The following is a 25,060-nucleotide window of genomic DNA, read 5'->3' on the forward strand; positions in this document are numbered from 1 at the left end:
CAACGGTAGACATTTATCCTAAAGATCAATAGCAGACACCTATGGCAAAGATACCGTAGACATCTGTGTCTAAGATTAATGCAAACATAGATACAACCATCAGTCGCATCTATTTATCGCAAACACCCAGCCCAGAAATACCCGGATTTTCGATTCTCTCGTTGATGCGGTTGGCTACATCTTACACCTTGACGCAGGGAGAAGGTCAAGCGTCCCTTAAGCACAAAAATCCAAATGGTCGGCACCGCAGTTCTAGAGAGGATATCTCCAGGCAGGTACAATGAAAGCAGAACGATAACCTTCCTAAAAGGCGGTATGTGGCATGACTAAAATCAATAATCCTATCGGCGTCATCGTGGACAGCTTCCAGCTCGGCGTTCGTCAAGGGCTGCTGAAGGCCAAGGAAGTCGGAGCGGACGGCGTGCAGATCTATGCGGTGAAGGGCGAAATGGATCCCGATGTGATGGATGCCGCCCGCCGCAGGGAGCTGAAGGAATATGTGGCTTCCCTCGGCTTGCAGATTTCCGCCCTTGTGGGCGATCTGGCGGGACACGGCTTCCAGGACGCCAAGGAGAACCGCTGGAAGATCGACAAGTCCAAGCGGATTCTCGATCTGGCGATGGATCTCGGCTGCCCGATCGTCACGACCCACATCGGCATCGTGCCGGATGACGAGAACGGCGAGATCTACCACACGATGCAAAGCGCCTGCGATGAGCTGAGCAGCTATGCCAGCAGCATCAACGCATACTTCGCGATCGAGACCGGTCCAGAGCGGTCCGCCCATCTGAAGAAGTTTCTCGATACGCTCAGTACGAACGGCTTGTCCGTCAACTTCGACCCGGCCAACATGGTGATGGTGACAGGCGACGATCCGGTTCAAGGCGTCTACACGCTGAAGGATTATATCGTCCACACTCATGCCAAGGACGGCATCCGGCTGCGGGAAGTCGACCCGCGCAAAGTATACGGCATGCTCGGCTACGAGGCGATGAGCCATGAGGCGCTGGCGGCTTCGGCCGAAGCCGGCGAAGACTTCCGCGAAGTTCCGCTGGGCCAAGGCGGCGTGGATTGGCCGAATTATCTTCAGGCGCTTCAGGATATCGGCTACTCCGGCTACCTGACGATCGAGAGGGAAGTCGGCACCCAGCCTGAGCAGGATATCGCCGAAGCGGTCCGGTTCTTGAAGAGCTTCAAGTAATCTCCATAGCCAGCACACTCAGCACAGAAAGCGAAGAATCCATTCCGGCATCGGAGTGTATTCTTCGCTTTTTTGGCTTCAAATCTAATTCACATCCATCAGACGGACTCGGACTCGGACGCCCGAATGCTGCTGCCGGCCGCTTCAACAGCCCGGCTCCTGCGGGAGGAAGCATATTCCTTCAGCTCGGGCAGGCGGGGAATGACGATGCCGGCCAGCACCAGCAGGCTTCCGCCCAGCGAAAGCAGGGACAGCCGCTCATCCTGCAGAAGCGCGCCGAGACCGAGCGCGATGACGGGGGAGATATACAGCCAGGTGGACGGGAAAAAGGCGTTAGTCGCCTTGATCAGCCACGCATAGAGGCTGTGTCCGAGCATGGAGCCGACAACGGTCAGGTAGATCAGCGATCCGGCTGCCGGCAAGAAGTCGATTGGCTGCGCCGAGGGCCTTTCGGCAAACGCGGAGAGAATCAGCAGCCCGATGCCGCCATATATCATCTGCGCGGCGTTCAAGGCGACCGGAGGCAGATCCGGAGAGCGATGCAGCGTCCGCCGAGTCAAGAGACTGCCTGCCGCATAACCGAGCTCGCCCAGCAGGACGAGCAGGCAGCTGACCAGCCAGATCACATTCGCCTGAGCATGAAGCTCCGGCAGCATGAGCGTGACGACGCCAAGCAGGCCGATGCCGCAGCCTGCTCTCTCCAGGAAGCCGGCTCGCTGCCGGAGCGCCACGGATTGCATCAGCAGAATGACCATCGGGCCAGTAGCCGACAGGATGGCTGCCATGCCGGAGTCGATATGCTGCTCGGCCCAGTAGAGTCCGGCAAAGGTGGCGAATGTGCTGCCGGCGCCGATGAAGGCGAATTCCTTGCGGAACAGCATCGAGAATTGGACCTTGCGCCGGGCCAGCATCCAGCCGTACAGCAGCAGCCCGGCGGCGGCGAAGCGGATTCCTGCCGACAGGAACGGGGGTAGGCCGGCAGCCACGCCGATTTTGATGACGAGAAAAGTCGTGCCGAAAATCGCGCACATGAGCAAGTAATTGAATGCAACCATCCGCGTGCCTCCTCTTTTTATTTACTATAGTGGTTGACGGATAGAACAGATGGGATAGGATTAGACCAGATAGGCTGATCGGGAGGAATGGAAGTGGAGAACAATATCGCTGCCGCGGCTCGGAGCAGCAACGCCGTCACCAAGCTGGCGCTCGTTCAGGACGAGGTGAGAAGCGGCATGAATCGGGGAGAATGGAAGGCCGGGGAGAAGCTTCCATCGGTCAGGTCGATGGCGGAGCGGCTCGGGGTGCACCGGCTGACCGTGCTCAAAGCCTATCGGCTGCTCGAAGAGGAAGGCATTCTTTCCTCCAGGTACAAAAACGGCTATTACGTTCGTGCCCGCGAGGACGCGAGGACGATCTCTCCGGATGGAGAAGCCGCTCCGGGGTGGGCTTACGCAGCCGCTCCGGGCTACGTCAACCGCAGCCGGCTTTCGGACATCCACAGCGTTCAGGTCAGCCATCCGATGTCGGAGGCTTTGATCGATCCGGCTTTGCTTCCGAACCGCTTTTTATCGAATCATGTGAAGCAGGTGTTGGATCTTCATCCGATGGTTCTAAGCACGTATTCCACGGTGCTCGGCGATCCGGAGCTTAGGGAGGCACTATCGGCGTTTTTTGCCGAAGCCCATGGAATCGATGTCGAGGCGGGAGAATTGCTCATCACGTCGGGTTCGCAGCAAGCGATCGATCTTGTGTCGCGTTCGCTGGTCAAGCCCGGCGACCGCGTCTTGATCGAACGGCCGACGTACAGTCCTGCGATCGACGTCTTCCAGCAGCAGAACATCGTTCTGCTGCCGGTCGAGCTGACGGCGGAAGGATATGACCTGGACGCTGTCGAAGCGCTGATGGAGAAGGAGAAGCCCCGCCTGTTCTATATGAACCCGACCTTCCACAACCCGACGGGTTATACGGTGCCGGCCGAGCAGCGCAAGCTGCTGGTGGAGCTGGCGGAGCGGCATGACTGCATCCTGGTGGAGGATGACGTCTACCATGATATCTATTTCGACCAGCCCCCGCCTCCTCCGCTGTTCTATTACGATACGGAGGGGTATGTCGTCTATATCCGCAGCTTCAGCAAATATATCGCTCCCGGCCTGCGGATTTCCGTGCTGGCCGCGCGCCCTTCGGTCATGGAGGGCATCCGGCCGCTCAAAGCGTTGTCCGACAGCGGATCTCCGCTGCTCAACCAAAAAATATTCCAGCATTACTTTTTCTCGAGCCGCATGCAGGAGCATGTCCAGAAGCTGAGAACGGCGGTCCGCATGCGCAAGGATGCGATGGAACAAGCGCTTGCCCGCACAGGCTGGAGCTGGGACAGCCCTGCCGGAGGGCTGAACCTGTGGATCTCCCTGCCGGATGGAATCCCGGCCGATCTGCTGCTGGAACGATGCTTGGCGCGATCGGTCGCCTTTGTGCCCGGCAGCATCTGCGATCCGCTGGGCGACATGAATGCGAGGATCCGGCTCAGCTATTCCTTTCTGAGCGAAAAGCGGATCGCAGAGGCCGTCGAGCAGCTCATACAGGCGGCGGAAGAGCTCCGGCGCTGAATCTGCGTATGTTGTTCAAATCCGCGGCGGGAGCGGCATCTTTCTGAATAGGCCGAAGAGAAGCGAGGAGATCAGCATGGAATCGATTGCCGAAGAAGAACCGATAGGCGCCTCCATGGCATTGCCGCCTGCGGAGCCAAGCCAGGCTGCGGATGACGAACGCAAGCTCGCGGAACGGGCCAGAGCGGGTGATGCCGAAGCTTTCGGGGAGCTGTTCGAGCGTCATCGCCAGAAGGCGAAGGGATTGGCGCAGCGGCTGACAGGAGACGTCCATATGGCCGATGACGTCGTGCAGGAGGCGCTCATCCGCGCCTTCCTCCATCTTGGGACGCTTGCCGATACGAGCCGGCTGCTGCCGTGGTTTTACCGGATCGTCCGCAACCAGGCCAACATGAAGCTGCGCCGGGGCGGACCGTACCGCAAGGAAAGGCCGTTCAACTCGCTTGCCGCTCCTGTCGGGCGAGAGGCCGCCGCCGCGGACTGGGAGGATCTCGACAGCATTCTGTCCCACTTGGCCGGTCGGGCGAGCCAGGAGGCGGCTCTCAGCCGGGATCCGGCAGAGCTGCTGCTTCGCAAGGAGACGTTTGAAACGATTCATGCGCTGCTCCATTGCCTGAGTTCCAAGGAAAAAGGGATCTTCAAGGCTTATTTTTTCCGGCAGCTCCGTCCGGAGGAAATCGCCGGGATGTACGGGATGACGACGGGATCCATCTACACGTACATCCACCGTTCCAGGCAAAAGCTGCGCCAGGAGCATATCCGGGCTTCTCTCGGCCTGATTCCGGAAGCGAGGAGAGGTGTCGGAATGGGGAACGGCAAGCTGCTTGAGCTTGCGGCAGGGATGGGAGAACAGCCGAGGCTGTTCACGCTTGCGGGCAGTCTGGGGCGGATCCTCGCGGCAAATGGAGAGCCGAGGAGCGGCGCGGAACTGATGGGAGACTCGGGAATGGCTTTCCGCATGAGCATTTCGGAGAAGACGACGTTCTCGGACGGGCTTTACATCTTCGATTGGCAGGCGTCGATACAAGAGCTGATGGCCGGATACGGGTACGAGACGGCGTTTTGCTGCGGGCAGCTGGCCGGATCTCCGGTTCCGCTGCTCGGGGCCGTGGAGAGCTTCCCGGTCGTCCTGCCGATCGAGGAAGCCGTCCTGCCGTTCATCCGCAGCCGGATCGACGCCGGAATGCCTGTGCTTTATTTCGATACGCAGGCTTCTCGGCCGTTCGTCCATGAATGGTCCGTCATCCACGGTTATGACGAGGACCGGCGAATCGTGCATGTGACCGATCCTGTGCTTCCCGAAGGGAAAACCTTGCCCTACGAGGATGTAGCCGGCAATCCCATCCGGTTTCTGGCCGCTTTCTCGCGGAAAGGATGCAGCGGGACGGCCGGGAGGAAGGCAGGGAACAGCGAGGCGGAGGGCAGAAAGGCGAAGTCCCGGTTCTTCCAGGCTCTCCGCAATGGAATTCATTTCGCCAATGAAGGATCGCAATACCGTCCCCGCACCTCGTATTTGAGCTATGCGGCGGGGCTTGCCGCTTACGAGGCTTGGATCCGCCATCTGGCCGATTGCGATACGGCGCCGAACCGATACGGCATGGGCCAGCTTGCGACCGCCTATGCCGAAGCGAAGCGGTATGCGGCCGCTTACTTGCGGACGGCACCTTTGCGAGGGGAGGACATGAGGATGGCTCTGCTGGCATCGGAGGCTTATGAGCAGGCGGCGCTTGCGCTGGAGGAGCTCAGCCTCCGGGTTCCTTTCGTCAAAACGGCGGAAGTGATGCCTCCAAGCCTGCGGGATGGCTGCATACCCCTGTTGAGGAAGGCCAAGCGCTTCGAAAGCGCCGCCGTGGGCTATATGGAACTAGCATTGAAGCTGCAGATCGAGGAGAGGGGTGTTGAAGATGAGCAAGCTTAGGTTCATGAGCGAGTTCACGAATTTGAAGCGGATCATGGAGGCCAAGGAGTCGTTCGAGCGGCTGCATCCGGAGGTCGAGGTCGTCATCGAGCAGTCGGCGGATCATTTCGAGTCGCTCAGCGCCTGCCGCTCGGATGAAGCGCCCGACATCGTCGAATCGGGAGGCTGGGCGCTGTTCAACCGCGAGGGGATGTTCGTCGACTTGAACCCGTTTGTCGAGCAGTCGGGGATGGAAGCGGATCTCTATACGGGGCCGCTGGCGATCGCCCGCCATAACGGCACGCTGCCCGGACTTCCCGTCGACATGAGCGTTCCGCTGCTCGTGTTCAACAAGGAGATGTTCGACAAGGCGGGCCTGCCTTACCCGGAGGATGACTGGACATGGGAACGATTCGTTGAAGCGGCCAAAAAGCTGACGATCCGCGGCGAAGACGGGGTGGCGGTCCAGTTCGGCTTCGGTATCGGCGTGGACATCGAATGGTACGAGCCGTTCGTATTCCGGAATGGCGGATCGTATCTATCACCCGACGGCCGGACAGCCAGAGGGTATGCCGACAGTCCGGCGACCATCGAGGCGATGCAGAAAATCATCGACGCTTACCGGGTGCATGGCATTATCCGCAAACCGAAGGAGCCGTCATCCGCCGGGCAGCTTCATGAAGGCTTTGCCATGATTTTCGGCTTCATGTGGTTTGCCGGAGGTCTGATCCACCACGGCATCGATCATCGACGATTCGGGTTGGCGAGGCTGCCGCGACTGGCGGAAGGAAGAGACGGAAACATGATCTATATGGGCGGAGCGGGCATAACGGGCAAATGCCCGCAGCCAGGCTTGGCCTGGGATTTCCTGCGGCATTATCTCATCGACAGCCCTTCGTGGCCGCTGCCGTTATCCCGAAGCCAGGCGGAGGAGAGAGGCTTGCATGAGCACAGGATCTGGTCCCGCTATCTGGAGGAGCTTCAGCATGCGCAGCCGAGCGGCTTTTATTTGAATGAGAAATGGAACTCTTCCCGCCAGCTGATCAACGAGGACATCGAACGAATGATTGTCGGCGGAGCGGATGTGGCGAAGATGCTGCGTTCATGGACCCGGTATGCCTGAGCCGCACATGGAAGGGCAACAGCAACGATGCGGGAGGCTGCTGGGATGCAGAGTTGGAGGCAAGCTGTACGGAACAATGCATTTTGGGGACGGAATCGTTTGCGATGCCCTCGGCATCGAGCATGGGTGCGCAGGGAAGGTAGGCCGACACGGACTCAAGCATCGGCATTCTACCCGGACATGGTTACGCCGACCAGCGATGCGGACCCGGCAGCAGCGCAAATGAATGCCGAAGACCGGAAGAGAACCTTCATCAGCTTCGCTTCCCTTAACCTTTTTCCTCTGCTGCGGGTTTATCCTGGCATCGATCTTGTCGGATATGAACGGGACAGCGATTTGAGAGCCGACCGGCAATCCGGCCGGAAGGAGCCCGCCCCTATGCGAGCATGGAAACGGGATTCCTGATGGAACGGCTTGAAGCCGCGGTCAAGAATGGAGCAGCGCCGCGGCTTCAAGCTAGCGAAAAAAACATGTTGACAGGACAAAGGAAGGATCGTTATATTTTTAGTTGACGGAACAAGTCAATCAACGATTGAAGATCTCCAATTTCGTAGTCAGATGGACAGAATAAGCGTCATTTTTTTTGGATTATTATTGACTGAATTAATCAATCAAAAAAAGAGGTGAAAAAAATGAACGAATCGGCTCCACAAGCAGACATGGCAGAACAGCTGGCAGCTTCGAGTTTCAATACCGCTTCCAGAGCGATAGTCATCGGAGGGAGCATGGCGGGCCTGCTGGCGGCGAAGGTGCTTTCTGGCCATTACGAGGAAGTTGTCATCATTGAGCGGGATGAGTTCCAGGAACGCCCGGCGAATCGGCCCGGAGTGCCTCAGGATCATCATCCGCACCGGCTGCAGGATCTCGGCAAAGGCATTTTGGAGGCACTGTTTCCCGGCTGGAGAGAGGATCTGCTCGCCCAAGGAGCCTATGAACGCGAAGGGAAAGAGATGCATCTGATTTCCCCGCTTGCGGCGCTCCAGTTTCCGTACGAGAAGGATGAAGGCTGTTCCCGTCCTCTGCTGGAATGGGTCATCCGGCGCAGAGTGGCGGCCGAGCCGCGCATTCAGGTGCTGCAAGGCCATGTAGCGGTATCCCTGCTGACCAAGAAGGCGGGCAGCAAGCTGGCCGTATCGGGAGTCGAGGTGAGGAAACAGCGGAGCGGCGGCAGCCGGGACCTCGAGGCCGCGCTCGTCGTCGATGCCTCCGGACGTTATACGCGGCTGCCTGAATGGCTGGAAGAGCTTGGCTTCGGCAAACCCGTTGCGGAAATCCTGCATACGCGCCTTGCCTACAGCACCAGGTATTACCGCATCCCGGATTCTTTGAAAGACCGCTACAGCACCGTTCTTATCGAAGGCGATCCATCGCTTGCCGAAGGCTCGGGCGTCTTCAGCCCGATCGAGGGCGGGGTGGCGGAGACGACGATTTACGGCGCCGGAGGGCATTATCCGCCGGTGGATCCGGAAAGGTACGAACGGGCCGCGGCCAAGCTGATTCATCCCATGCTCGCGGAAATTATCGCCCAGCTCGAACCGGTCGGAAATCCGAGAGGGTTCCGCGTGTCGGAGTGCCGGCTCAATCAGTATGGAGAGATGCCGGAATGGCCGTCCGGGCTGCTCGCGATCGGCGATTCGGTCTGCAACTTCGATCCCATTTACGGTCAAGGCATTTCCGTGGCGGCGGCGGAAGCGATGGAGATGGGGAAAGCTCTGCGGAAGGCGGCCAAGGAAAACGGCCCGATACGGGAGCATGAGCTGCAGCGGCGCTTCGGCAGGATCATTTTGCCGGCTTGGTGGACGATTGTCGTCGCCGACTTGAGATGGCCGGGCGTGACCTATGAAGGCTCCTTGTCCGGACGGGGCATACGTTTTTGCCAGGAGTACCTCGACATTGTGCGCCGACAAGCGCTGCAGGGCGGGGACATGGAGCTGTTCGGCCTGCTGATGGGCGTGCAGGGCTTGGATGCGCCGCCTTCCTCTTTGTTCGGAGAAGAGGCGGTCCGTATGGTTGTGAGCCGCAGCAAGCAGGACGCCTGGCTGGAGAAACAGCTGGAGGCAGGGGAAACATTGGGAGATTTCCTGGAGCGGAGCTTCCCCGTGTTCCACCCGGCAAGCCATTCCGAAGCAAACAGATGATTGCTCCCCATGAAGGATTAGGGTAAGGTAAGGAAAAACAGGCATTAGTCGGATTGAGGTAGAAAACGCATGGCTCCTTACAACGAAGACCAGCTTAACCAGATTCGCGACGAGCGCAGGGAGCAGATTCTCGCGGCCGCCCTGGGCGTATTCGCCCGTCGCGGTCCTGCGCTGACCAAGATGAGCATGATCGCGGCAGCCGCAGGCATCAGCCACGGCCTGCTGTACCACTATTTCAAATCCAAGGATGAGCTGTTCACCGAGCTGGTGCGCAGAGCGATGGAAGGCGCGAGCGAAGGGGTCGGGGATATGCTGGACCATCCCGGGACCGTGACCGACAAGCTGAGGCATTTTCTTCAGGATGCGATGACGGAAGAGGCGAGGCTGTCCTTCCTGCTGATTCATCAGACGCGGGCTTCGGAAGGCGTTCCCGAGGAGGCGCGGACGATCATCGGGGATTATTCCATCCTCTGGTTTGTGGAGAGGCTCAGGCCGCTGTTTCTCGAAGGCCAGCGAACCGGCGAAATCGCAGAAGATGACGCCGGCCTGCTCATCTCGGGGCTGCTGACGGCGATGAGCGGATCCATGATCCTGCACGCGAGCGACGAGCAGAACATCCCGCTGCTGAATCCCGATCATTTGCTCCGGATGGTGCTTGCACCCGCACATATCCAGCCTTTGTGACCAGCGCCATCCATCGGAAAAACGGCCGTCCAACCGAGCTTCGCTCGCAGGACGGCCGTTTTTCACTTTCATCGGACGGGCTGGGGGGTCAGGAACGTCCTTTGTTCAGCAGTTCCCAGCGGTAGGCGTATTCGAACAGAAACTCGAACGATTCCAGATGGCGCTTGGCTTCGAAGGCATCCGCTCCCCATGCGTAGATGCCGTGCTTGCGCAGCAGGATGCCCGGCAGGCGCGGATTCAAGTGATCTGTCACTTCGGGCACGATGCGGGGAATATCGGCGAAGTTAGGCACGATGGGAATGTCGATATGCGCCTCTTCCTCCCAAATGCCCAGCCCTTTGATCAGCTCGACTCCGGTCACCGGGACGCTCCGGCGCTCCCAGAAATATTCCGAGATGAGATTGCTGTAGACGGAATGGATATGGAAGATCGCGCCGCAGCCGGTGAGACGGTAAATCTCGCAGTGGATCAGCGTTTCGGCAGAAGGCTTGAGCGAGGTCGCTTCGCTGGCCTTCCCGTTTTGATCCACGAGCAGGAAGTCCTCCGGCGTGGACTTGGACTTGTCCTTGCCGCTCGCCGTGACGGCGAACTGGAAGCGCCCCGGATTGAAGTCGCCTACGCGCACGGACAGATTGCCGCTTGTGCCGGGGAACCAGCCCCGTCCGGCGAACAGCTCCTTCACTTCGGAGAGCTCGGCGAAAGCTCTCTGCTTGTCCTCGAGTGTAATCGGGGAATCCATGTAATCGGTCATGGCCGTTCACCTGCTTTCTGAAGTTGCTGCCGCTCTTTGAGACTGGCGACCACATCGTGGAAAGTAGTGAATTCCACATGCGGGAGGCCAAGCTCGCGGCATTTGGTCGTGAGATGGGAGCGGGAGAAGACGAGATCGGCAAGCTTGGCGCCTTCAAAGTCGGTCACGCTGTCCCCGATCAAGATCCGGTCGTGCTTGTCGCCAGCGAAGCGGCGGATGACGGCTGTTTTGCACATGCCGCATTGTCCGTTCGGACATTCCTCATCGCAGCTGTGCGGCCAGACAATCTCGATGTTCTCTCCGCTGAAATCGCTGCTGTTGCAGTAGATATGGTCTTCCGGAATGCCGAAGCGGGAGAGCAGCGGATAGACGAAAAAGTCGATGCCGCCGCTGGTGACGAAAAAGTCGATGTTCTCCGCCTTGCAGTAATCGAGCAGCTCCTGGAAGCCGGCCCGAATGACGGCGTTGGAGATCGAGTAGGCGACCACTTCCTCCTTGAGCGAGGCTGGCAGGAGACGGAACATTTCGCCGACTCCCTGCTTGATCGACTTGCGCTGGTCGATGGTATCCTGGGCGATCTGCTCCCAGCCCTCAGGATTGAAATGGCGGATGATGGCGATGATGTTGTCGTTCTCCGTTATCGTGCCGTCGAAGTCGCAGAAAATAACCGGCCTGCGGGCTGCCCCGGCGTTATGGGAGGCAGAGAAGCCGGATTCGGTCAGGGATGAGGTCATGAAGACGAGCCTTCTTTCATGCGGGATTGTTCTCGAAGAGAAGGATGCCTCGGGCAGCCTCCGCATTCGACTCCAGGGAAGGGCTTCGCACGGCAAACGCGTCAAAGCCTTTCAAAGCCTGTACAAGAAGAAAGCATACCACAAGCTTGTCTTCTTCTCCACGCCGAAATGGCCGCCTCTTGAAGACGGCGGCCATTTCGGCGGAAAGGAAAGTCAGGCTTCGCGAACGCCCCAGGCCTTGATGGCTGCGGCCAATTCTTCTCGTCCGGAAGCGGAGGCCGCTTCCTGGAGAGACACTCCCTCCAGCGACGCGTCGATCGCCTGCCGGAATGCGCGGCCGCCGGCGGCCGCTCCCATCGGATGGCCATGGACGCCGCCGCCGGCGTTCACGACGACTTCGCCTCCGAAGTCTCTCAGGATCAGCGGCACGAGTCCGGGATGGATGCCCGCAGACGGCACGGGGAAGCTTGTCCTTGCAGGGACAGAAGGATCCAGCAGCGCTTCCTTGATCGCCATGTTCTCCTGCTTCGGCATGACGACGGAGCCGTAGGGCGAAGGGAAGAGGACCAGGTCCGCGCCCGCCAGCCGCATAAGCTTGCCCAGCAGCAGCGAAGCGGAGATTCCGTAGTGCGGGGACGGGTAGAAAGCGCCTGCCAGCGCGGGATGCGCCGCGATCGGAACGTTGATGTCCGGATCGCCGCTCAGCTCGCGAAGAACGTCGTAGCCGTAGGAGAGGACGTTGAACAGCAGGGCGTTGGCGCCCTCCGATATTGCGGTGCGGGCCTGTTCGGCGAGCTTGGAGGTCGGTCCGGTCAGGTTGACGGCGTACAGCAGCTTCTGTCCGGTATGCTCCGACGCTCTGCGCGCGGCTTCCATGCAGACGGCGACACGGCGGCGGATGCCGATCTCCTCGTTCTCGAACAGAATCTCATCATCCTTGATGAGATCCACTCCGCCGAGCGCCTGCTGGTAGAACTGCTCCTCCAATCCTTTCAGGTCATGGCCGATGACCGACTTGAAAATGCTCATCAGCAGCGGCCGGTCATGGACGCCAAGCAGCCCCCGCACGCCTTCGATGCCGAACTTCGGTCCGGGGAAGGCGCTTCTGAAGCTCTCGGACACATCGAGATCGAGCAGCCGCACGCGGCCGTCCATCGACAGCTTGCCGAACACGGTGACAAGCAGGGCTGGAATGTCCCGGCTGAAATTGATGTCGGGATAGGCAATCCGAATATCGGCATAGCGCGTGCCCGGCGTGCCGTCGCCTTCATGGACGTCGATGGAGACCGTGCGTCCCAAATGCTTTTCCATATCGGCCTTCCGTGCGTCCGGAAGCTCGGTCCAGCTGCCGACCGTCAAGCCTACGGCGATGGAGTCCGCTTTTTTGCTGAAATCCGCCTTGTCGTCATGGACACGGTAAAGGGCGGTGCACATGCCTGGAATGGCGAGGTTACTTCTGCTCTCGTTCACCAAGAACGCTCCTTTCGATCTCGCGGCCGATCTCGTCCGCACGCTGCGCGGACTTTTTCATTCCGGCCTTGAAAAATTCGGCGACGCGATGCTCCTGCATCAGCTGGATCGCCGCTTGAGTCGTGCCGTTCGGGCTCGTCACCTTGCGCCTCAGCTCGGCCGGCTGCTCGCCGGTCACCCGCATCATTTCGGCGGCGCCGAGCACGGTCTGCACGGTGAGCTCGCGCGAGGAATCGCCGTCGAGTCCCATTTCCATCCCGGCTTCAATCATGGCCTCCATAATATAATACAAGTAGGCCGGTCCGCTGCCCGACAAGCCGGTGACGGCTTCCAGCAGCCGCTCCTCGACGACCGTAATGAGGCCGATCGAGCGGAACAGCTGCTCCACGGCAGCACGCTGCTCCGAATCCGTCTCCGGGGAATAGCTCAGCGCCGTCGCGCCGAGGCCGATCGTGCTGGACGTGTTGGGCATCGTCCGGGCGACGGCGGCTTTCGTCCCGACCAGAGCTTGGATCGTTGAGATCGACAAGCCTGCGATGAGGGAGACGATCAGCTTGCTGCCGTCGATGAGATGGGAGATGGAGCGCAGCGCTTCCTCGGCGTCCTTGGGCTTCATGCTGAGCACGATGACGTCCGCGCCGGCCAGCATCGCTTCTTTTTCCTCCGGAGTCTCTGCGGTCAGGACGCCGTATGCCGAGCGGAGCTCGGCCAGCCTGGAGCCGCCGCTGCGGTTGAACATGCCGATGCGCGAGGCACCGCACAGTCCGCGCGATATCATGCCGCGGGCGACCGCTTCGGCCATGGAGCCGGCACCGAAGAAGCAGTAGCTCAGCGTTTCCGGCTGGGCGAACAAGGCGGGAGTTCCCGCCGATGATGGGAATGGGGTAGTCAATAGTAGTCCTCCTTAACGTTCCTTGACGGCTGTCAGCCTCTGATCTGGCCGGTGCCCTGGATGCGGTATTTCGTCGATGTAAGCGCCGGCAGACCCATCGGTCCCCGTACATGAAGCTTTTGCGTACTGATCCCGATCTCGGCTCCATAGCCGAATTCGAAGCCGTCCGTGAAACGGGTGGAGGCGTTGTGATAGACGGCCGCGGCGTCCACTTCATTCAGGAATCGCCCTGCGGCATCGGCATCGGGCGTCACGATGCACTCGGAATGGCGGGTGCCGTATCGCGAAATATGGTCCAGCGCCTCGTCCAAGCTGTCCACGACGCGAATATTGAGAATATAGTCGTTGTACTCCGTCGCATAGTCGGCTTCGCCGGCCGATGCCATTGGGACCGCGCTTCCCGCTATGCGGCGCGCTTCGCCGCAGCCTCTCAGCTCGACACCGGCTCCGGCAATCGCAGCTGCCAGAGGAACGAGGCCATGCTCGGCATAGCGGGCGTTGACGAGCAGCGTCTCCATGGAGTTGCAAACGGATGGACGCTGGGCTTTGGCGTTGACGGCGATGGAGGCCGCCATCGCCGGATCGGCTTCCGCGTCGACATAAGTATGGCAGATTCCCGCCCCCGTCTCAATGACGGGCACGGTGGCGTTCTCGATGACATTGCGGATCAGAGCCGCGCCGCCGCGAGGAATGATGACGTCGAGCAGGCCGTTCAGCTTGAGCATGGCGTCCGCCGATGCGCGGCTCGGATCCTCGATCAGCTGGAGCGCTTCCGGCGGCACGGCAGCAGCTTGCAGCGCTCCGCGAAGCACTTCCACGACGCGCCGGTTCGTATGGAGGGCGGCGCTTCCTCCGCGAAGAACGACGCTGTTGCCGGTTTTCAGGCATAGGGCCGCGGCGTCAACCGTGACGTTGGGACGGGCTTCGTAGATCATGCCGATGACGCCGAGCGGCACGGACACCTGCTCGATGTGGAGCCCGTTCGGGCGCTCGATCGTCTGCACGGTCCGTCCGACGGGGTCTTCAAGGGCGATGACCTCCCGGACTCCTTGGGCGATCGAGGCGATCCGCTCGGCATTCAGAGCGAGCCGGTCGAGCAGGGAAGGGGCGGTTCCGGCTTCGCGTCCGCGCTCCAGATCCAGGGCATTGGCTTCCAGAATGCTGTCCGTCTCCACGATCAGCGCGGCGGCCATCGCCTCCAGCGCCCGGTTTTTCTCGGCCGTGTCCAGGCTGCCAAGCTTGCGGGCGGCTTGCTTCGCGAGCGCGGCTTTGACGGCCGCTTCGGATGCGGCGGTTTTTTGTTCTGTCGTCATGTTTCATTCTCCTTTCGGGTATGGGGCTGCTGCTCGGAATGTTGCTGCCGCTTCGCAGGGCAAGATGAGCTTGCAGCTTCGCTTGCAGTCCGCTTGAAGTGCGCTGCTGCGGGTGGCATCTGCTTGAAGTGCGCCGCTGCGCTTGCAGTCCGCTTGAAGTGCGCCGCTGCGCGTGCAGTCGATCTTCCGATCGCTGTTCCCGTCGGATTCCCTGATTCTCAATGTTAGAGGAAGGAATCCCCTCCGGCAAAGGCGACCGCAGACGCTTCTCCAGATTCGGCTGGCACGCTGCGCGGGCCATGTCGCGATGCTCGCTGCGCGGGCAAGATGTGCGTGCCGCTTCGCTTGCAGTCCGCTTGAAGTGCGCCGCTGCGCGTGCAGCCGATCTTCCGATCGCTGTTCCCGTCGGATTCCCTGATTCTCAATGTTAGGGGAAGGAATCCTCCGACAAAGGCGACCGCTGACGCTTCTCCAGATTCGGCTGGCACGCTGCGCGGGCCATGTCGCTATGCTCGCAGCGCTCGCTGCGCGGGCAAGATGTGCGTGCCGCTGCGCGTGCAGTGCGCTTGAAGTGCGCCGCTGCGCGTGCAGCCGATCTTCCGATCGCTGTTCCCGTCGGATTCCCTGATTCTCAATGTTAGGGGAAGGAATCCTCCGGAAAAGGCGACCGCTGACGCTTCTCCAGATTCGGCTGGCACGCTGCGCGGGCCATGTCGCTATGCTCGCTGCGCGTTGGGCGGGTGGAGCTGCGTTATTTCACTCGGCTTGGAGTGTCAAGTTTACGACAGCCTAGCCGGCAGAGGCCGGTAGAGTCTCCGCGAAGCGGATTCTTTATCGGAATAGTCCCAGCGTAGCGAGCCGGTCAATCCATAGAAGCGCCAGCGTTCGCCTTTGCTGATGTATTCTGACCACTGACCAAAAAATTCAGAGAATACATCAGCAACAGCGATCGGAGGATGGCCGGCCCGCGCAGCGTTCAGAATTGTTCCAGAGGATGGCCGGCCCGCGCAGCGTTCAGAATTGTTCCAGAGAATGGCCGGCCCGCGCAGCGCTCATAATTTTCACGGGTGGCCGCGCAGCGCCCCGAACTTAGCCGCGCCGCGCAGAGCAGGCATCGCTCATTTCAGCGTAATCCACTCGTCCCGATGAATGACCTCGATCCGCTGCACGTCGATGCGCCGCCTCGCTTCCTCCGAGCCGAGGCCGGCGACAGCGCGAAGCTGCCAGGCGGCATAATTGACGATGCCGCGGCCGACCAGCGAGCCGTCCCGGTCCTGCACCTCGATGACATCGCCGGGATGGAAATCGCCGGCGACGTTCGTCACGCCGGCGGGAAGAAGGCTTCTGCCGCCCGCCACCAGAGCGTTGGAAGCGCCCTCGTCGACCTTGATGCTGCCGGACGGCATGGAGTGGAAGCCGAGCCATTGCTTCTTTACGGGAAGACTATGCTCGTGGGAGGTGAAATAGGTGCCTTTGCCGCGTCCCTCGGCCGCGAGGACCAGATCTCCCGGCTCCGACACCCGTCCGATGAATGCCGGCACGCCGCCGCGCATCGCGATGCGGGCCGCCTCGATCTTGGAGCGCATGCCTCCCGTGCCGACGGCGGAGCCGGCGCCGCCGGCCAGGCTCATGAGCTCGCCGGTGATTTCCTCGACCCGCTCGATCTTGCGGGCATCCGGATTATGGCGGGGATCGGCGGTATAGAGGCCGTCCGTGTCCGTTATGATGACCAGCTTGCGGGCCTTCACGAGATTCGCGACGAGCGCCGACAGCATGTCGTTGTCCCCGAACTTCAGCTCGTCGGTCGAAACCGTATCGTTCTCGTTGATGACGGGAACGACCCGCTGGCGCAGAAGCTCCTCGATCGTCATCATGGCGTTCCGGCCCCGGTCGCGGCTGCTGAAGTCGTGGCGGGTAAGCAGCACTTGCGCGCATGTGACGCCCCCGGTCGCAAAGGCTTCCTGATAGGCCTGCATGAGCAGCGCCTGGCCGACGGCTGCGGCCGCCTGTTTTTCATGGAGCAGCTTGGGGCGCGACTCGTATCCGATGACGCTGAAGCCGGCTGCGACCGCGCCGGAAGTGACCAGCAGCACCTCGTGGCCCTGGGCATGAAGCTTGCCCAGCTCGCCGGCGTAAAAGACCATGTTTTCTTTATTGAGTCCGCCCTCGGGGCTCGTCAGCGAGCTGCTACCGATCTTGACGATGATTCTTTCCTTCGGCATCCCCCGAACCTCCTGTCTATCCGTGCCGTTCTTGTGATCAACCTGAATGCTAGGCGAAAAACAAATAGGCCTCCGTCCTCAAAAAGGACGAAAGCCTATGCTTCCGCGGTACCACCTTCGCTTGGGCGGCATGAATGCCGTCCCACTCCGGACCCTTGTAACAGAGGGCGCTGTCCGGCTCGTCGCCGGCCGCTCCGGGATGGGTGCAGGCGATACGGCACGATAGCCTCTCCCAGCCGATGGAGGCTACTCTCTGGCGTGCCGCTGTGACGCCTGGCGGTTCCCTTCATTGCGAATGTCGGTTTTCAGTTGCACTTAGAATACCACGCCTCTTTGCTGCTGTAAAGCGGCGGACCATCCTCCCTAAGAGAACAGGCCCAGCTTGCCGATCCGGAGGATCGCTTCCCGCAGCCGCTCTTCGCCGCTCAGCAGCCCGAGCCGCACGTAGCCCTCGCCATGCGTGCCGAAGCCGATGCCGGGAGCGACGACGACATCGGCCTGCTCCAATAGCAGGTCCGCGAACGATTCCGATGTATGGCCGTCCGGGACGGGCAGCCAGCAGAAGAAGGAGCCGCCCGGCCGCGCAGCCTTCCAGCCGATGTCGTCCAGCGCGGAGAAGACGGCCTCGCGGCGGGATTGATAGAGGGCGTTGAGCTCCGCCACCGACTGCTGCGATCCTGTCAGGGCAGCGGATGCGGCTTCCTGGATGCCTCCGAACAGGCTGCAGTAATAGTGGTCCTGGATCGTGTTGATCAGCTCGACGACGGTGCGGTTGCCAAGCGCGAAGCCGACTCTCCAGCCGGCCATGTTGTACGTTTTGGAGAGGGTGTAGAATTCGACTCCCACCTCTTTGGCGCCGGGAGTCTGCAGGAAGCTGACCGGACGCTTGCCGTCGAAGCCGAGGGCGCCGTATGCGAAATCGCTGGAGACGACGATGCCGTTCGCGGCGGCGAATTCGACGGTCTCCCGGTAGAATTCCGGCGTCGCCACCGCTCCGGTCGGATTGTTCGGGTAGTTGATGAACATGAGCTTGGCGTCGCGGCGGTCCTGCTCGGATACGAGGCTGTAGTCCGGAAGGAACGCATTGCCTTCGAGCAGCGGCATGAACGACATCCTCGCGCCCGCGAGGGAAACGCCGGACCAATAGTCCGGGTAGCCCGGATCCGGAACGAGGCATAGATCGCCGGGATTGAGCAGGCACTGGCTGATCTCGATCAGGCCTGTCTTGCCGCCGAACAGGATGGCGACCTCGGTCTCGGGATCAAGCTCGACTCCGTAATCCTCCTTATAACGCTTCGCCACCGCTTCCTTCAGGAAAGGAAAGCCGCGGAAGGGAGGATATTTGTGATACTTCGGATCGGCCGACGCCTTCTGCATCGCTTCCACGATATGGGGCGGGGTCGGCGTATCGGGATTGCCTTGGCCGAGGTTGATGACGTCGCGGCCTTTGGCCGCCTGGGCGTTCGCCTTGCCGACCAGCTTGGCGAAAAATTGTTCAGGCAGCCCTTGCAGCCGCTCGGCGGGCTGAATATCGATCAGCGCGCGGCTGCCGACGGGGTTGGTCATGTACGGTCACTCCAATTCAATATGCTTCGGGACGGTCCGGCATAGCCGCAGCCGCCGCTTGTATGAAGCCATGGTATCAGAGAGGCTGCGGCATGTCGAGAAATCCTTCCCGGAATAACCGGATATCGACATCAGGATTTGGGCTCGAAGCCCGCCAAGGCGAGGAAAGGCCGCAAATCGGTATTGACCCGAAGCAAATAAGGCTTGTTCTTCAGATCGAAGGCGAGCATCTCCGGCTCTTTGCCGCGGCAGTAGAACAGAAACACTTCCTGGACCTCGAAGCTGGCCTTCTCGAGCTGCACTTTATGCACTTCCTTGAGCGGGATCCGGAATACGTATCCGCAGCGGTCGTCCGGCGTGAAGTTCGGCGACATGCCTTGGACGTCGTGCAGCCATTGCCGGGCTACGGCCTGGAATTCGGCCGAATTAGCCAGCGTACGGACGACCTGGCCTGCCGCTACGTCAAAAATCTGAACCGGCCGCTCCCCTCCCGATGATAGGGGAGGAAGCGTCGTTGAAGCTTCCGGAGAAAAAACTGGCGATGCTGGAGCCGCCGATAAGGCGGTTCCGCCAAAACAGGCCATGACGGCGAGCAGAACGGTTGCGGCGAGGCTTAGCGGTCGGAACATGGGATACCTCCATTGGTCTTTTCCAGTTAAAGGGGATGCCTATAAGCTGTCCAACTTGACAGACTTCCATGAGGAAGTATCATAGTAAAGACAATTTGAGGCGGCCCTGCCGCGTCCGGAGGTACCTGCCCATGGAGAAATCTTCTGCCAAACTTCGCATCGCCCTTTTGCAAATCCCCGTACAAGCCGGTGATCCCGAAGCCAATTACCGGCTCGTGGAACAACGGCTGCGGGAGGCTTCGGAGCTCGTTCCGAAGCCTGATGTCCTCGTGCTTCCCGAAATGTGGAATACGGGCTACGCGCTGCAGCAGATCCGGCAGCTGGCCGATGCCGACGGGGCTCGGACCCGCAGGCTGATCTCGGATTTCAGCCGGAGCACGGGCATCCATGTCGTAGCCGGCTCCATCGCCGAGAAGCGCGGCGGCGAAGTCTACAACACCGTCTATGCCTATGACCGGGACGGCCGGCAGGCCGGCTCCTATTCTAAAATCCATCTCTTCCGCCTGATGGAGGAGGAAAAGCATTTGTCCGCAGGAAGCGAGCCGGGACTGTTCCCTCTTCAGGACGAGCAGGCGGGCATGATGATCTGCTACGATATCCGCTTCCCCGAGCTGGCGCGCAAGCTCGCCTTGGCTGGAGCGAAAGTGCTGTTCGTGCCGGCTGAATGGCCGCATCCGCGCCTGCATCACTGGAGAACGCTCCTGACGGCGCGCGCGATCGAGAACCAGATGTATGTGGTCGCCTGCAACCGGACCGGCGCCAGCGGCAAAGACGTCTTCTTCGGCCATTCGATGGTCATCGATCCATGGGGGGAGATCCTTGCCGAAGGCGGGGAAGAGGAGGCCATCCTCGCCGCCGACATCGACCTCGCCCTCGTGGACGAGGTGCGCGCGCGGATTCCCGTATTCGAAGACCGCAGGCCTTCCCTCTACTGAGGGAATCCTTCCTTGTAATGCCTGCTCACCGCAGCCTTCATCGTCTCGATGAAGGCTTCTGCCGCTTTGGACAGGTAGCGTCCCTTCCTGCTGGCGATGACGAGCGTTCTCGAAGGGCTCCCTTGGATGGAGCAGTAGCTCGGCATGAACTCGCTGCGCGCCCCGCGGGCGATCATGTCCGGGATGAAGGCAAGCCCCATTCCGGCCGCCACGAGCGACTGCACGGTCTCGATATTGCTGCTTTCAAAGACGATGCGCGGCTGGAAGCCGGCGCCGGCGCACAGATCGAGCGCGATCTGGCGGAAGCCCTGGCCCTTCTTCAGCACGATGAAGGGCTCCTCCGACAGCGTTTCCAGGCTCACGGGAGCCTTCTCGCCGGCAAGGCGATGGCTGGGCGGCACGGCAAGGGAGATTTCTTCCCGGATGAGCGGCTGATAGACGAGCGTGGAATCGATCAGAGGCAGCGAAAGAAGGCTGATATCCGTCTGTCCGCTGGCGGCCAGCTGCTCCAGCTTGGCCGTCGTGTCCTCGACGAGCACGATTTCGATCTCCGGAAAGGCGGCACCGAATTCCGGGAGCACGATGGGGAGGATATGGGAACCGGTGATCGGAAGGCTGCCGATGACGAGCCGGCCTCGTTTCATATGGGCCATGTCCTCCATCTCCGTCCGCAGCTGCTCGATGCTGCCCAGGATGGATTGGGCTTTGTCGACGAACACTTCGCCGGCATGGGTAAGCTCGACGGAGTTCGTCGTGCGGCGGACGAGAAGGACGCCGATCTCCTTCTCCAGCTTGGACAGCTGCTGGCTCAGCGATGGCTGGGCGATGTGGAGCTTTTCCGCGGCGCGGGAAAAATTGAGTTCTTTTGCGATTTGAATGACGTATTGCAGCTGGCGGAGCTCCATGGCTGCCATCCCCCTTTGGTTATTATCTATACCTATAACCATTATAGATATTATATCTTGGAACAATCAAGGAAAAGCGGGTATGCTGGATTCAATCATTAGGAAACGGCAATCTACTGAACTTATACGGGGTGATTCGCATGGCGAAGCGTACAATGTTTGAAAAGATCTGGGACAATCACGTCATCCATTCGGAGGAAGGCAGTCCGAGCATCATCTATATCGATCTGCATCTCGTGCATGAGGTTACTTCTCCGCAAGCGTTCGAGGGGCTGCGTCTCTCGGGACGCCAGGTGCGCCGTCCGGACCGGACGTTCGCGACGATGGACCATAACGTGCCGACGAAGGACCGCTTCAACATCAAGGACCCGATCTCCAAGCAGCAGGTGGACACGCTCACGAAAAACTGCGAGGATTTCGGCGTCAAGCTGTTCGACCTCAACAATATCGACCAAGGCGTCGTGCATGTCATGGGGCCGGAGATCGGCCTGACCTGGCCGGGCAAGACGATCGTATGCGGCGACAGCCATACGTCGACGCACGGCGCGTTCGGAGCTCTCGCATTCGGCATCGGCACTAGCGAGGTGGAGCATGTGCTGGCGACCCAATGCCTGCAGCAGTCCAAGGCCAAAACGATGGAAATCCGCTTCAACGGAAGCCGCCGTCCCGGCGTGACCGCCAAAGACATGATCCTCGGCCTCATCGCCAAGTACGGAACGGACTTCGCGACGGGTTATGTGCTCGAGTACACCGGCGAATCCATCCGCAGCCTCAGCATGGAAGAGCGCATGACCGTCTGCAACATGAGCATCGAGGCGGGCGCCCGCGCCGGCCTGATCGCTCCCGACCAGACGACGTTCGACTACCTGCGCGGCCGGGAATACGCTCCTCAAGGAGCGGATTACGACAAAGCCGTCATCGCCTGGAGCGACCTGGCTTCCGATGAAGGCGCCGAGTACGACACGGTGCTCGAGTTCGATGTCGACGCCCTCATTCCGCAAGTGACCTGGGGCACGAGCCCGGGCATGGGCACCGACATTACGGCTGCCGTCCCGAATCCGGCGGAGCTTCCGACGGAGAACGAGCGCAAAGCGGCCGAGAAGGCGCTGGAATACATGGATCTGAAGCCGGGCACGCCGATGGCCGAGATTCCGATCGACTATGTGTTCATCGGCTCCTGCACGAACGGCCGCATCGAGGATCTGCGCGCCGCAGCCGAGATCGCCAAGGGCTACAAGGTCAGCGACCGCGTGACCGCGATCGTCGTGCCGGGCTCCGGCCGCGTCAAGATGCAGGCGGAGAAGGAAGGGCTTGACGCCATCTTCACCGAGGCCGGCTTCGAGTGGCGCGAGGCGGGATGCTCGATGTGCCTCGCGATGAACCCCGACGTGCTGCAGCCTGGGCAGCGCTGCGCATCGACCTCGAACCGCAATTTCGAAGGCCGTCAGGGACGCGGCGGACGCACGCATCTCGTATCCCCTGCCATGGCGGCCGCGGCTGCGATCAAGGGCCGCTTCACGGACGTGCGCGACTGGAAGATCAATCAGGAAGTGGCGAACTAGAAGACAAGGCGCCTGCCTAGAAAAGGGGAGTACCGAACATGCAAGCATTTGAGACCTTTACGGGCATCGTAGCCCCCGTCGACCGCGTCAACGTGGATACCGACGCCATCATCCCGAAGCAGTTCCTGAAGCGCATCGAGCGCAGCGGCTTCGGCCAATATTTGTTCTATGAGTGGAGATTCGACGAAGAGGGCAACGTGAACCCGAACTTCGAACCGAACAAGCCGCGCTACAAGGGCGCTTCCGTGCTGATTTCCCGCGCCAACTTCGGCTGCGGCTCCTCCCGCGAGCACGCTCCCTGGGCGATTCAGGATTACGGCTACAAAGTCGTGATCGCGCCTTCTTACGCGGACATCTTCTACAACAACTGCTTCAAGAACGGCATTCTTCCGATCAAGCTAAGCGAAGAGCAGGTCGAGGAGCTGTTCAAGCGCACCGCTGCGGCCGAAGGTTACGAGCTGACTGTGGATCTGGAAAGCAAGACGATCGCGGACAATCAAGGGCTCCGCATTCCGTTCGAGCTCGACGAGCACCGCCGCCAGTTCCTGCTGCAAGGATTGGACGACATCGGCCTGACTCTCAAGCATGCGGACGAAATTACCGCTTACGAAGAACGCCGCCAGGGCTCGTTCGCTTAAAGCCGGCCAGAGCGCATCCGCGTCGGACCAGGGAGATGCGTCCGGAATTGAACGGCCGATCCCGGCCGCTATAACTCTCCCGGCGTTTCCCCGCAGAATCCGGAACCGGATGTCCTGCCGAGCATGGACTATGGACCACAGAGGGCTGTCCCATCCGTCATATCATGACCAGGGACAGCCCTTTTTTTGTTTCAGCGGACACAAAGAAACCGTCTCTCGGAAATGGCCGCGGCTTGCATTCCAAAGAGACGGTTTCATATTAATTCCAGTTATTTCGGTTAGTTCATTTATTCCGGACTATCCCGGGCTGTCCATGAGGGCGCTGTCGGGATCAGCCTGGCCGCAGACCGCGTCAGGCCCTGATGTAGAACACAAGCTCGCGGCCGTTTTTTTCCGGCTCCATCTCCATCTTGTAGCCATGCTTGACGACTTCTTCAGGAACGTTCCTGAACGAGGCGGGACAATCGGCCACCACCTGCAGCAGCTGCCCCTTCTGCAGCTGGGTCAGCGTTTCCAGCGTATAGATGACCGGATAAGGACAGGATTCCCCTCTGACATCAAGCGTATAGTCAACGGTTGGCGGTTGTTTTTGCGACATGGTCGGTCGCTCCTTTCTTGAAGCCGTCTTTGAACCGGTAATGCTTCTGCCAATACACGGCTACGAGGAACGCGGCCGCGAGGACGATCAAGGTCGCTGCAAGCGCCGCTCCCGGTCCCATGGCATCGATGAGGTTGATCTTGGAGCCGCTCTTCACGAGCGTGTTGTACACGCCGAGATGATCCCACGCGTATGCGAGGGCGCCGGCGCCGATCACGTTGCCTATGAACACGGGCAGGAAGACGATCTGGCCTTCCATGAGCCGATACATCATGCCCGTCTCGCAGCCGCCGGCCATGACGATGCCGAGGCCGAACAGCAGCCCGCCGACAAGGGTGCTCAGCCCGGCGACCTTCGTGATGGGCTCCATGCCGTTCAACAGAATGATGGCGAGCGTTGCAACGGAGCTTACGGCCATGCCCACGATGATGGCTTTGGTCATCGTGGCGCGCCCGCTGATCCACAAGTCGCGGAACGCCGAGGTGAAGCAGATCTGGGCGCGTTCGATGAGAATGCCGAACAGGGCGCCGAACAGCGCGGCGACGCCGAGCATCTTATGTCCGCTGGCGAAGAAATAAACGACCAGGCCCGCATAGGCGGCCGCGGCGGCTCCTCCTAGAATCGGCTGGACGGCCGAAGGCTTCGCGGCCTTTCGGGCGATCGGGCCTTTCGTTACGACCGGCTTGCCCTTCCACCAGGACATGCCCACCAGCTTGGCTCCAAGGAAGGTGCCGCCAGCCGTCGCGATCATGAAAATCCAGGCATGGAGCGAGAATTGGGGCACGCCGGTGAAGAAGGCGGCCAGGTTGCAGCCGAGCGCCAGCCGGGCTCCGAATCCGGCGACGATGCCGCCGGCGAACGCTTGCAGCCAGCGGCGCTTTTGCCGCGGCACGGTGATTTTGAAGCTGTTGTTCAGCAGCACCATGATGAGGGCGCCGGCGAACATGCCCCATACGATCCAGCCGTCCGTGCGGGTAAAGGAAGTCCCCTTCATGCCGATAAGATTGAAGTAGCCCCAGTTCGAGACATCGGCCCCGAACAGCGCCATCACATGCCCTGCGAGCCGCGTGAACTCGCCCGTCACAGCCCACACCGTATGCGTGATTCCGAAATACAGCGCGCTGAGAACGCCGGCCAGCGCCATGACGAGATAGGGATTCCAGTAGTTCTGAAACAGCTTTTCGTACAATGATTTCATT

At 60.5% G+C, this 25,060-nt stretch carries 21 protein-coding genes; 9 read left to right on the forward strand and 12 right to left on the reverse strand.

Annotated elements, in window-relative coordinates:
• The first annotated feature begins 322 nt into the window (after nt 1-322).
• Nucleotides 323-1,201 carry a sugar phosphate isomerase/epimerase family protein gene (locus CIC07_RS11110; protein WP_076356304.1) on the forward strand — a complete coding sequence of 293 codons (879 nt, stop codon included), beginning with the start codon at nt 323-325 and terminating at the stop codon, nt 1,199-1,201.
• 98 nt (nt 1,202-1,299) lie between these two features.
• On the opposite strand, the gene CIC07_RS11115 is transcribed toward CIC07_RS11110, so the two are convergent.
• Entirely contained in the window at nt 1,300-2,256 is a 957-nt protein-coding gene (locus CIC07_RS11115; RefSeq protein WP_076356302.1) for a DMT family transporter, read from the reverse strand.
• Between the two features lie 93 nt (nt 2,257-2,349).
• Between CIC07_RS11115 and CIC07_RS11120 the strand changes: the two genes are divergently transcribed.
• The 5 genes from CIC07_RS11120 (at nt 2,350) to CIC07_RS11140 (ending at nt 9,646) form a co-directional block, all read left to right on the forward strand.
• Entirely contained in the window at nt 2,350-3,804 is a 1,455-nt protein-coding gene (locus CIC07_RS11120; RefSeq protein ID WP_234992923.1) for an aminotransferase-like domain-containing protein, read from the forward strand.
• 76 nt (nt 3,805-3,880) lie between these two features.
• The gene (locus CIC07_RS11125; protein ID WP_076356298.1) at nt 3,881-5,722 is read left to right on the forward strand and encodes an RNA polymerase sigma factor; all 1,842 of its coding nucleotides are present in this window, start codon (nt 3,881-3,883) and stop codon (nt 5,720-5,722) included.
• Nucleotides 5,709-6,824, forward strand: coding sequence for an extracellular solute-binding protein (locus CIC07_RS11130; protein ID WP_076356296.1), 1,116 nt, complete (start codon nt 5,709-5,711; stop codon nt 6,822-6,824). Before CIC07_RS11125 ends, CIC07_RS11130 begins: the two co-directional genes overlap by 14 nt.
• A gap of 632 nt (nt 6,825-7,456) precedes the next feature.
• Nucleotides 7,457-8,962 carry an NAD(P)/FAD-dependent oxidoreductase gene (locus CIC07_RS11135; RefSeq protein ID WP_083688013.1) on the forward strand — a complete coding sequence of 502 codons (1,506 nt, stop codon included), beginning with the start codon at nt 7,457-7,459 and terminating at the stop codon, nt 8,960-8,962.
• A 69-nt stretch (nt 8,963-9,031) separates the two neighbouring features.
• Entirely contained in the window at nt 9,032-9,646 is a 615-nt protein-coding gene (locus CIC07_RS11140) for a TetR/AcrR family transcriptional regulator (protein ID WP_076356292.1), read from the forward strand.
• An 88-nt stretch (nt 9,647-9,734) separates the two neighbouring features.
• Here the strand turns inward: CIC07_RS11140 and mtnB are convergent, their stop codons facing one another.
• The 8 genes from mtnB to CIC07_RS11180 all read right to left on the reverse strand — a co-directional run bounded on the left by mtnB (nt 9,735) and on the right by CIC07_RS11180 (nt 19,223).
• Nucleotides 9,735-10,397, reverse strand: coding sequence for a methylthioribulose 1-phosphate dehydratase (gene mtnB, locus CIC07_RS11145; RefSeq protein WP_083688012.1), 663 nt, complete (start codon nt 10,395-10,397; stop codon nt 9,735-9,737).
• Entirely contained in the window at nt 10,394-11,131 is a 738-nt protein-coding gene (locus CIC07_RS11150) for a 2-hydroxy-3-keto-5-methylthiopentenyl-1-phosphate phosphatase (protein ID WP_076356290.1), read from the reverse strand. Before CIC07_RS11150 ends, mtnB begins: the two co-directional genes overlap by 4 nt.
• Nucleotides 11,132-11,344: 213 nt before the next feature.
• The gene (locus CIC07_RS11155; protein WP_076357060.1) at nt 11,345-12,565 is read right to left on the reverse strand and encodes a 2,3-diketo-5-methylthiopentyl-1-phosphate enolase; all 1,221 of its coding nucleotides are present in this window, start codon (nt 12,563-12,565) and stop codon (nt 11,345-11,347) included.
• Nucleotides 12,566-12,581: 16 nt separating this feature from the next.
• A complete protein-coding gene (proC, locus tag CIC07_RS11160; RefSeq protein WP_234992922.1) occupies nt 12,582-13,493 on the reverse strand; it encodes a pyrroline-5-carboxylate reductase in 912 nt (303 codons plus the stop codon).
• Between the two features lie 32 nt (nt 13,494-13,525).
• Entirely contained in the window at nt 13,526-14,806 is a 1,281-nt protein-coding gene (locus CIC07_RS11165; RefSeq protein WP_076356286.1) for a glutamate-5-semialdehyde dehydrogenase, read from the reverse strand.
• Nucleotides 14,807-15,924: 1,118 nt separating this feature from the next.
• Entirely contained in the window at nt 15,925-17,028 is a 1,104-nt protein-coding gene (gene proB, locus CIC07_RS11170; protein ID WP_076356284.1) for a glutamate 5-kinase, read from the reverse strand.
• A gap of 363 nt (nt 17,029-17,391) precedes the next feature.
• Nucleotides 17,392-18,594, reverse strand: a complete 1,203-nt coding sequence (locus CIC07_RS11175; protein ID WP_076356282.1) for a pyridoxal phosphate-dependent aminotransferase — start codon at nt 18,592-18,594, stop codon at nt 17,392-17,394.
• Nucleotides 18,595-18,725: 131 nt separating this feature from the next.
• A complete protein-coding gene (locus CIC07_RS11180) occupies nt 18,726-19,223 on the reverse strand; it encodes a hypothetical protein (RefSeq protein WP_076356280.1) in 498 nt (165 codons plus the stop codon).
• Between the two features lie 131 nt (nt 19,224-19,354).
• Between CIC07_RS11180 and CIC07_RS11185 the strand changes: the two genes are divergently transcribed.
• A complete protein-coding gene (locus tag CIC07_RS11185; protein WP_076356278.1) occupies nt 19,355-20,158 on the forward strand; it encodes a carbon-nitrogen family hydrolase in 804 nt (267 codons plus the stop codon).
• Here the strand turns inward: CIC07_RS11185 and CIC07_RS11190 are convergent.
• On the reverse strand, nt 20,152-21,063 hold the full coding sequence (locus CIC07_RS11190; RefSeq protein WP_076356276.1) for a LysR family transcriptional regulator: 912 nt from the start codon (nt 21,061-21,063) through the stop codon (nt 20,152-20,154). The two genes, CIC07_RS11185 and CIC07_RS11190, sit on opposite strands and share 7 nt — an antisense overlap.
• A 140-nt stretch (nt 21,064-21,203) precedes the next feature.
• Between CIC07_RS11190 and leuC the strand changes: the two genes are divergently transcribed.
• Together leuC and leuD are read left to right on the forward strand one after the other, a co-directional pair.
• Nucleotides 21,204-22,625 carry a 3-isopropylmalate dehydratase large subunit gene (gene leuC, locus CIC07_RS11195; RefSeq protein ID WP_076356274.1) on the forward strand — a complete coding sequence of 474 codons (1,422 nt, stop codon included), beginning with the start codon at nt 21,204-21,206 and terminating at the stop codon, nt 22,623-22,625.
• Between the two features lie 38 nt (nt 22,626-22,663).
• Nucleotides 22,664-23,263, forward strand: coding sequence for a 3-isopropylmalate dehydratase small subunit (gene leuD, locus CIC07_RS11200; protein WP_076356272.1), 600 nt, complete (start codon nt 22,664-22,666; stop codon nt 23,261-23,263).
• Between the two features lie 352 nt (nt 23,264-23,615).
• On the opposite strand, the gene yedF is transcribed toward leuD, so the two are convergent.
• Complete coding sequence (gene yedF / locus CIC07_RS11205) at nt 23,616-23,861, reverse strand: sulfurtransferase-like selenium metabolism protein YedF (RefSeq protein WP_076356270.1); 246 nt, start codon at nt 23,859-23,861, stop codon at nt 23,616-23,618.
• Nucleotides 23,833-25,059 (reverse strand): selenium metabolism membrane protein YedE/FdhT, encoded by a 1,227-nt coding sequence (gene yedE, locus CIC07_RS11210; protein ID WP_076356268.1) that lies wholly within the window; start codon nt 25,057-25,059, stop codon nt 23,833-23,835. The genes yedF and yedE overlap by 29 nt, the downstream gene beginning before the upstream one ends.
• Nucleotide 25,060 lies beyond the last annotated feature (1 nt).

Source organism: Paenibacillus sp. RUD330 (genome assembly GCF_002243345.2).
In the GTDB taxonomy this organism is placed as follows: domain Bacteria; phylum Bacillota; class Bacilli; order Paenibacillales; family Paenibacillaceae; genus Paenibacillus_O.

What these genes read in the sequence shown, in the direction of transcription:
- CIC07_RS11110 (WP_076356304.1), top strand. Translation starts at nt 323, where the DNA reads ATGACTAAAATCAATAATCCTATCGGCGTCATCGTGGACAGCTTCCAG.
- CIC07_RS11115 (WP_076356302.1), bottom strand. Translation starts at nt 2,256, where the DNA reads ATGGTTGCATTCAATTACTTGCTCATGTGCGCGATTTTCGGCACGACT.
- CIC07_RS11125 (WP_076356298.1), top strand. Translation starts at nt 3,881, where the DNA reads ATGGAATCGATTGCCGAAGAAGAACCGATAGGCGCCTCCATGGCATTG.
- CIC07_RS11130 (WP_076356296.1), top strand. Translation starts at nt 5,709, where the DNA reads ATGAGCAAGCTTAGGTTCATGAGCGAGTTCACGAATTTGAAGCGGATC.
- CIC07_RS11135 (WP_083688013.1), top strand. Translation starts at nt 7,457, where the DNA reads ATGAACGAATCGGCTCCACAAGCAGACATGGCAGAACAGCTGGCAGCT.
- CIC07_RS11140 (WP_076356292.1), top strand. Translation starts at nt 9,032, where the DNA reads ATGGCTCCTTACAACGAAGACCAGCTTAACCAGATTCGCGACGAGCGC.
- mtnB (WP_083688012.1), bottom strand. Translation starts at nt 10,397, where the DNA reads ATGACCGATTACATGGATTCCCCGATTACACTCGAGGACAAGCAGAGA.
- CIC07_RS11150 (WP_076356290.1), bottom strand. Translation starts at nt 11,131, where the DNA reads ATGACCTCATCCCTGACCGAATCCGGCTTCTCTGCCTCCCATAACGCC.
- CIC07_RS11155 (WP_076357060.1), bottom strand. Translation starts at nt 12,565, where the DNA reads ATGTGCACCGCCCTTTACCGTGTCCATGACGACAAGGCGGATTTCAGC.
- CIC07_RS11165 (WP_076356286.1), bottom strand. Translation starts at nt 14,806, where the DNA reads ATGACGACAGAACAAAAAACCGCCGCATCCGAAGCGGCCGTCAAAGCC.
- proB (WP_076356284.1), bottom strand. Translation starts at nt 17,028, where the DNA reads ATGCCGAAGGAAAGAATCATCGTCAAGATCGGTAGCAGCTCGCTGACG.
- CIC07_RS11175 (WP_076356282.1), bottom strand. Translation starts at nt 18,594, where the DNA reads ATGACCAACCCCGTCGGCAGCCGCGCGCTGATCGATATTCAGCCCGCC.
- CIC07_RS11180 (WP_076356280.1), bottom strand. Translation starts at nt 19,223, where the DNA reads ATGTTCCGACCGCTAAGCCTCGCCGCAACCGTTCTGCTCGCCGTCATG.
- CIC07_RS11185 (WP_076356278.1), top strand. Translation starts at nt 19,355, where the DNA reads ATGGAGAAATCTTCTGCCAAACTTCGCATCGCCCTTTTGCAAATCCCC.
- CIC07_RS11190 (WP_076356276.1), bottom strand. Translation starts at nt 21,063, where the DNA reads ATGGAGCTCCGCCAGCTGCAATACGTCATTCAAATCGCAAAAGAACTC.
- leuC (WP_076356274.1), top strand. Translation starts at nt 21,204, where the DNA reads ATGGCGAAGCGTACAATGTTTGAAAAGATCTGGGACAATCACGTCATC.
- leuD (WP_076356272.1), top strand. Translation starts at nt 22,664, where the DNA reads ATGCAAGCATTTGAGACCTTTACGGGCATCGTAGCCCCCGTCGACCGC.
- yedF (WP_076356270.1), bottom strand. Translation starts at nt 23,861, where the DNA reads ATGTCGCAAAAACAACCGCCAACCGTTGACTATACGCTTGATGTCAGA.
- yedE (WP_076356268.1), bottom strand. Translation starts at nt 25,059, where the DNA reads ATGAAATCATTGTACGAAAAGCTGTTTCAGAACTACTGGAATCCCTAT.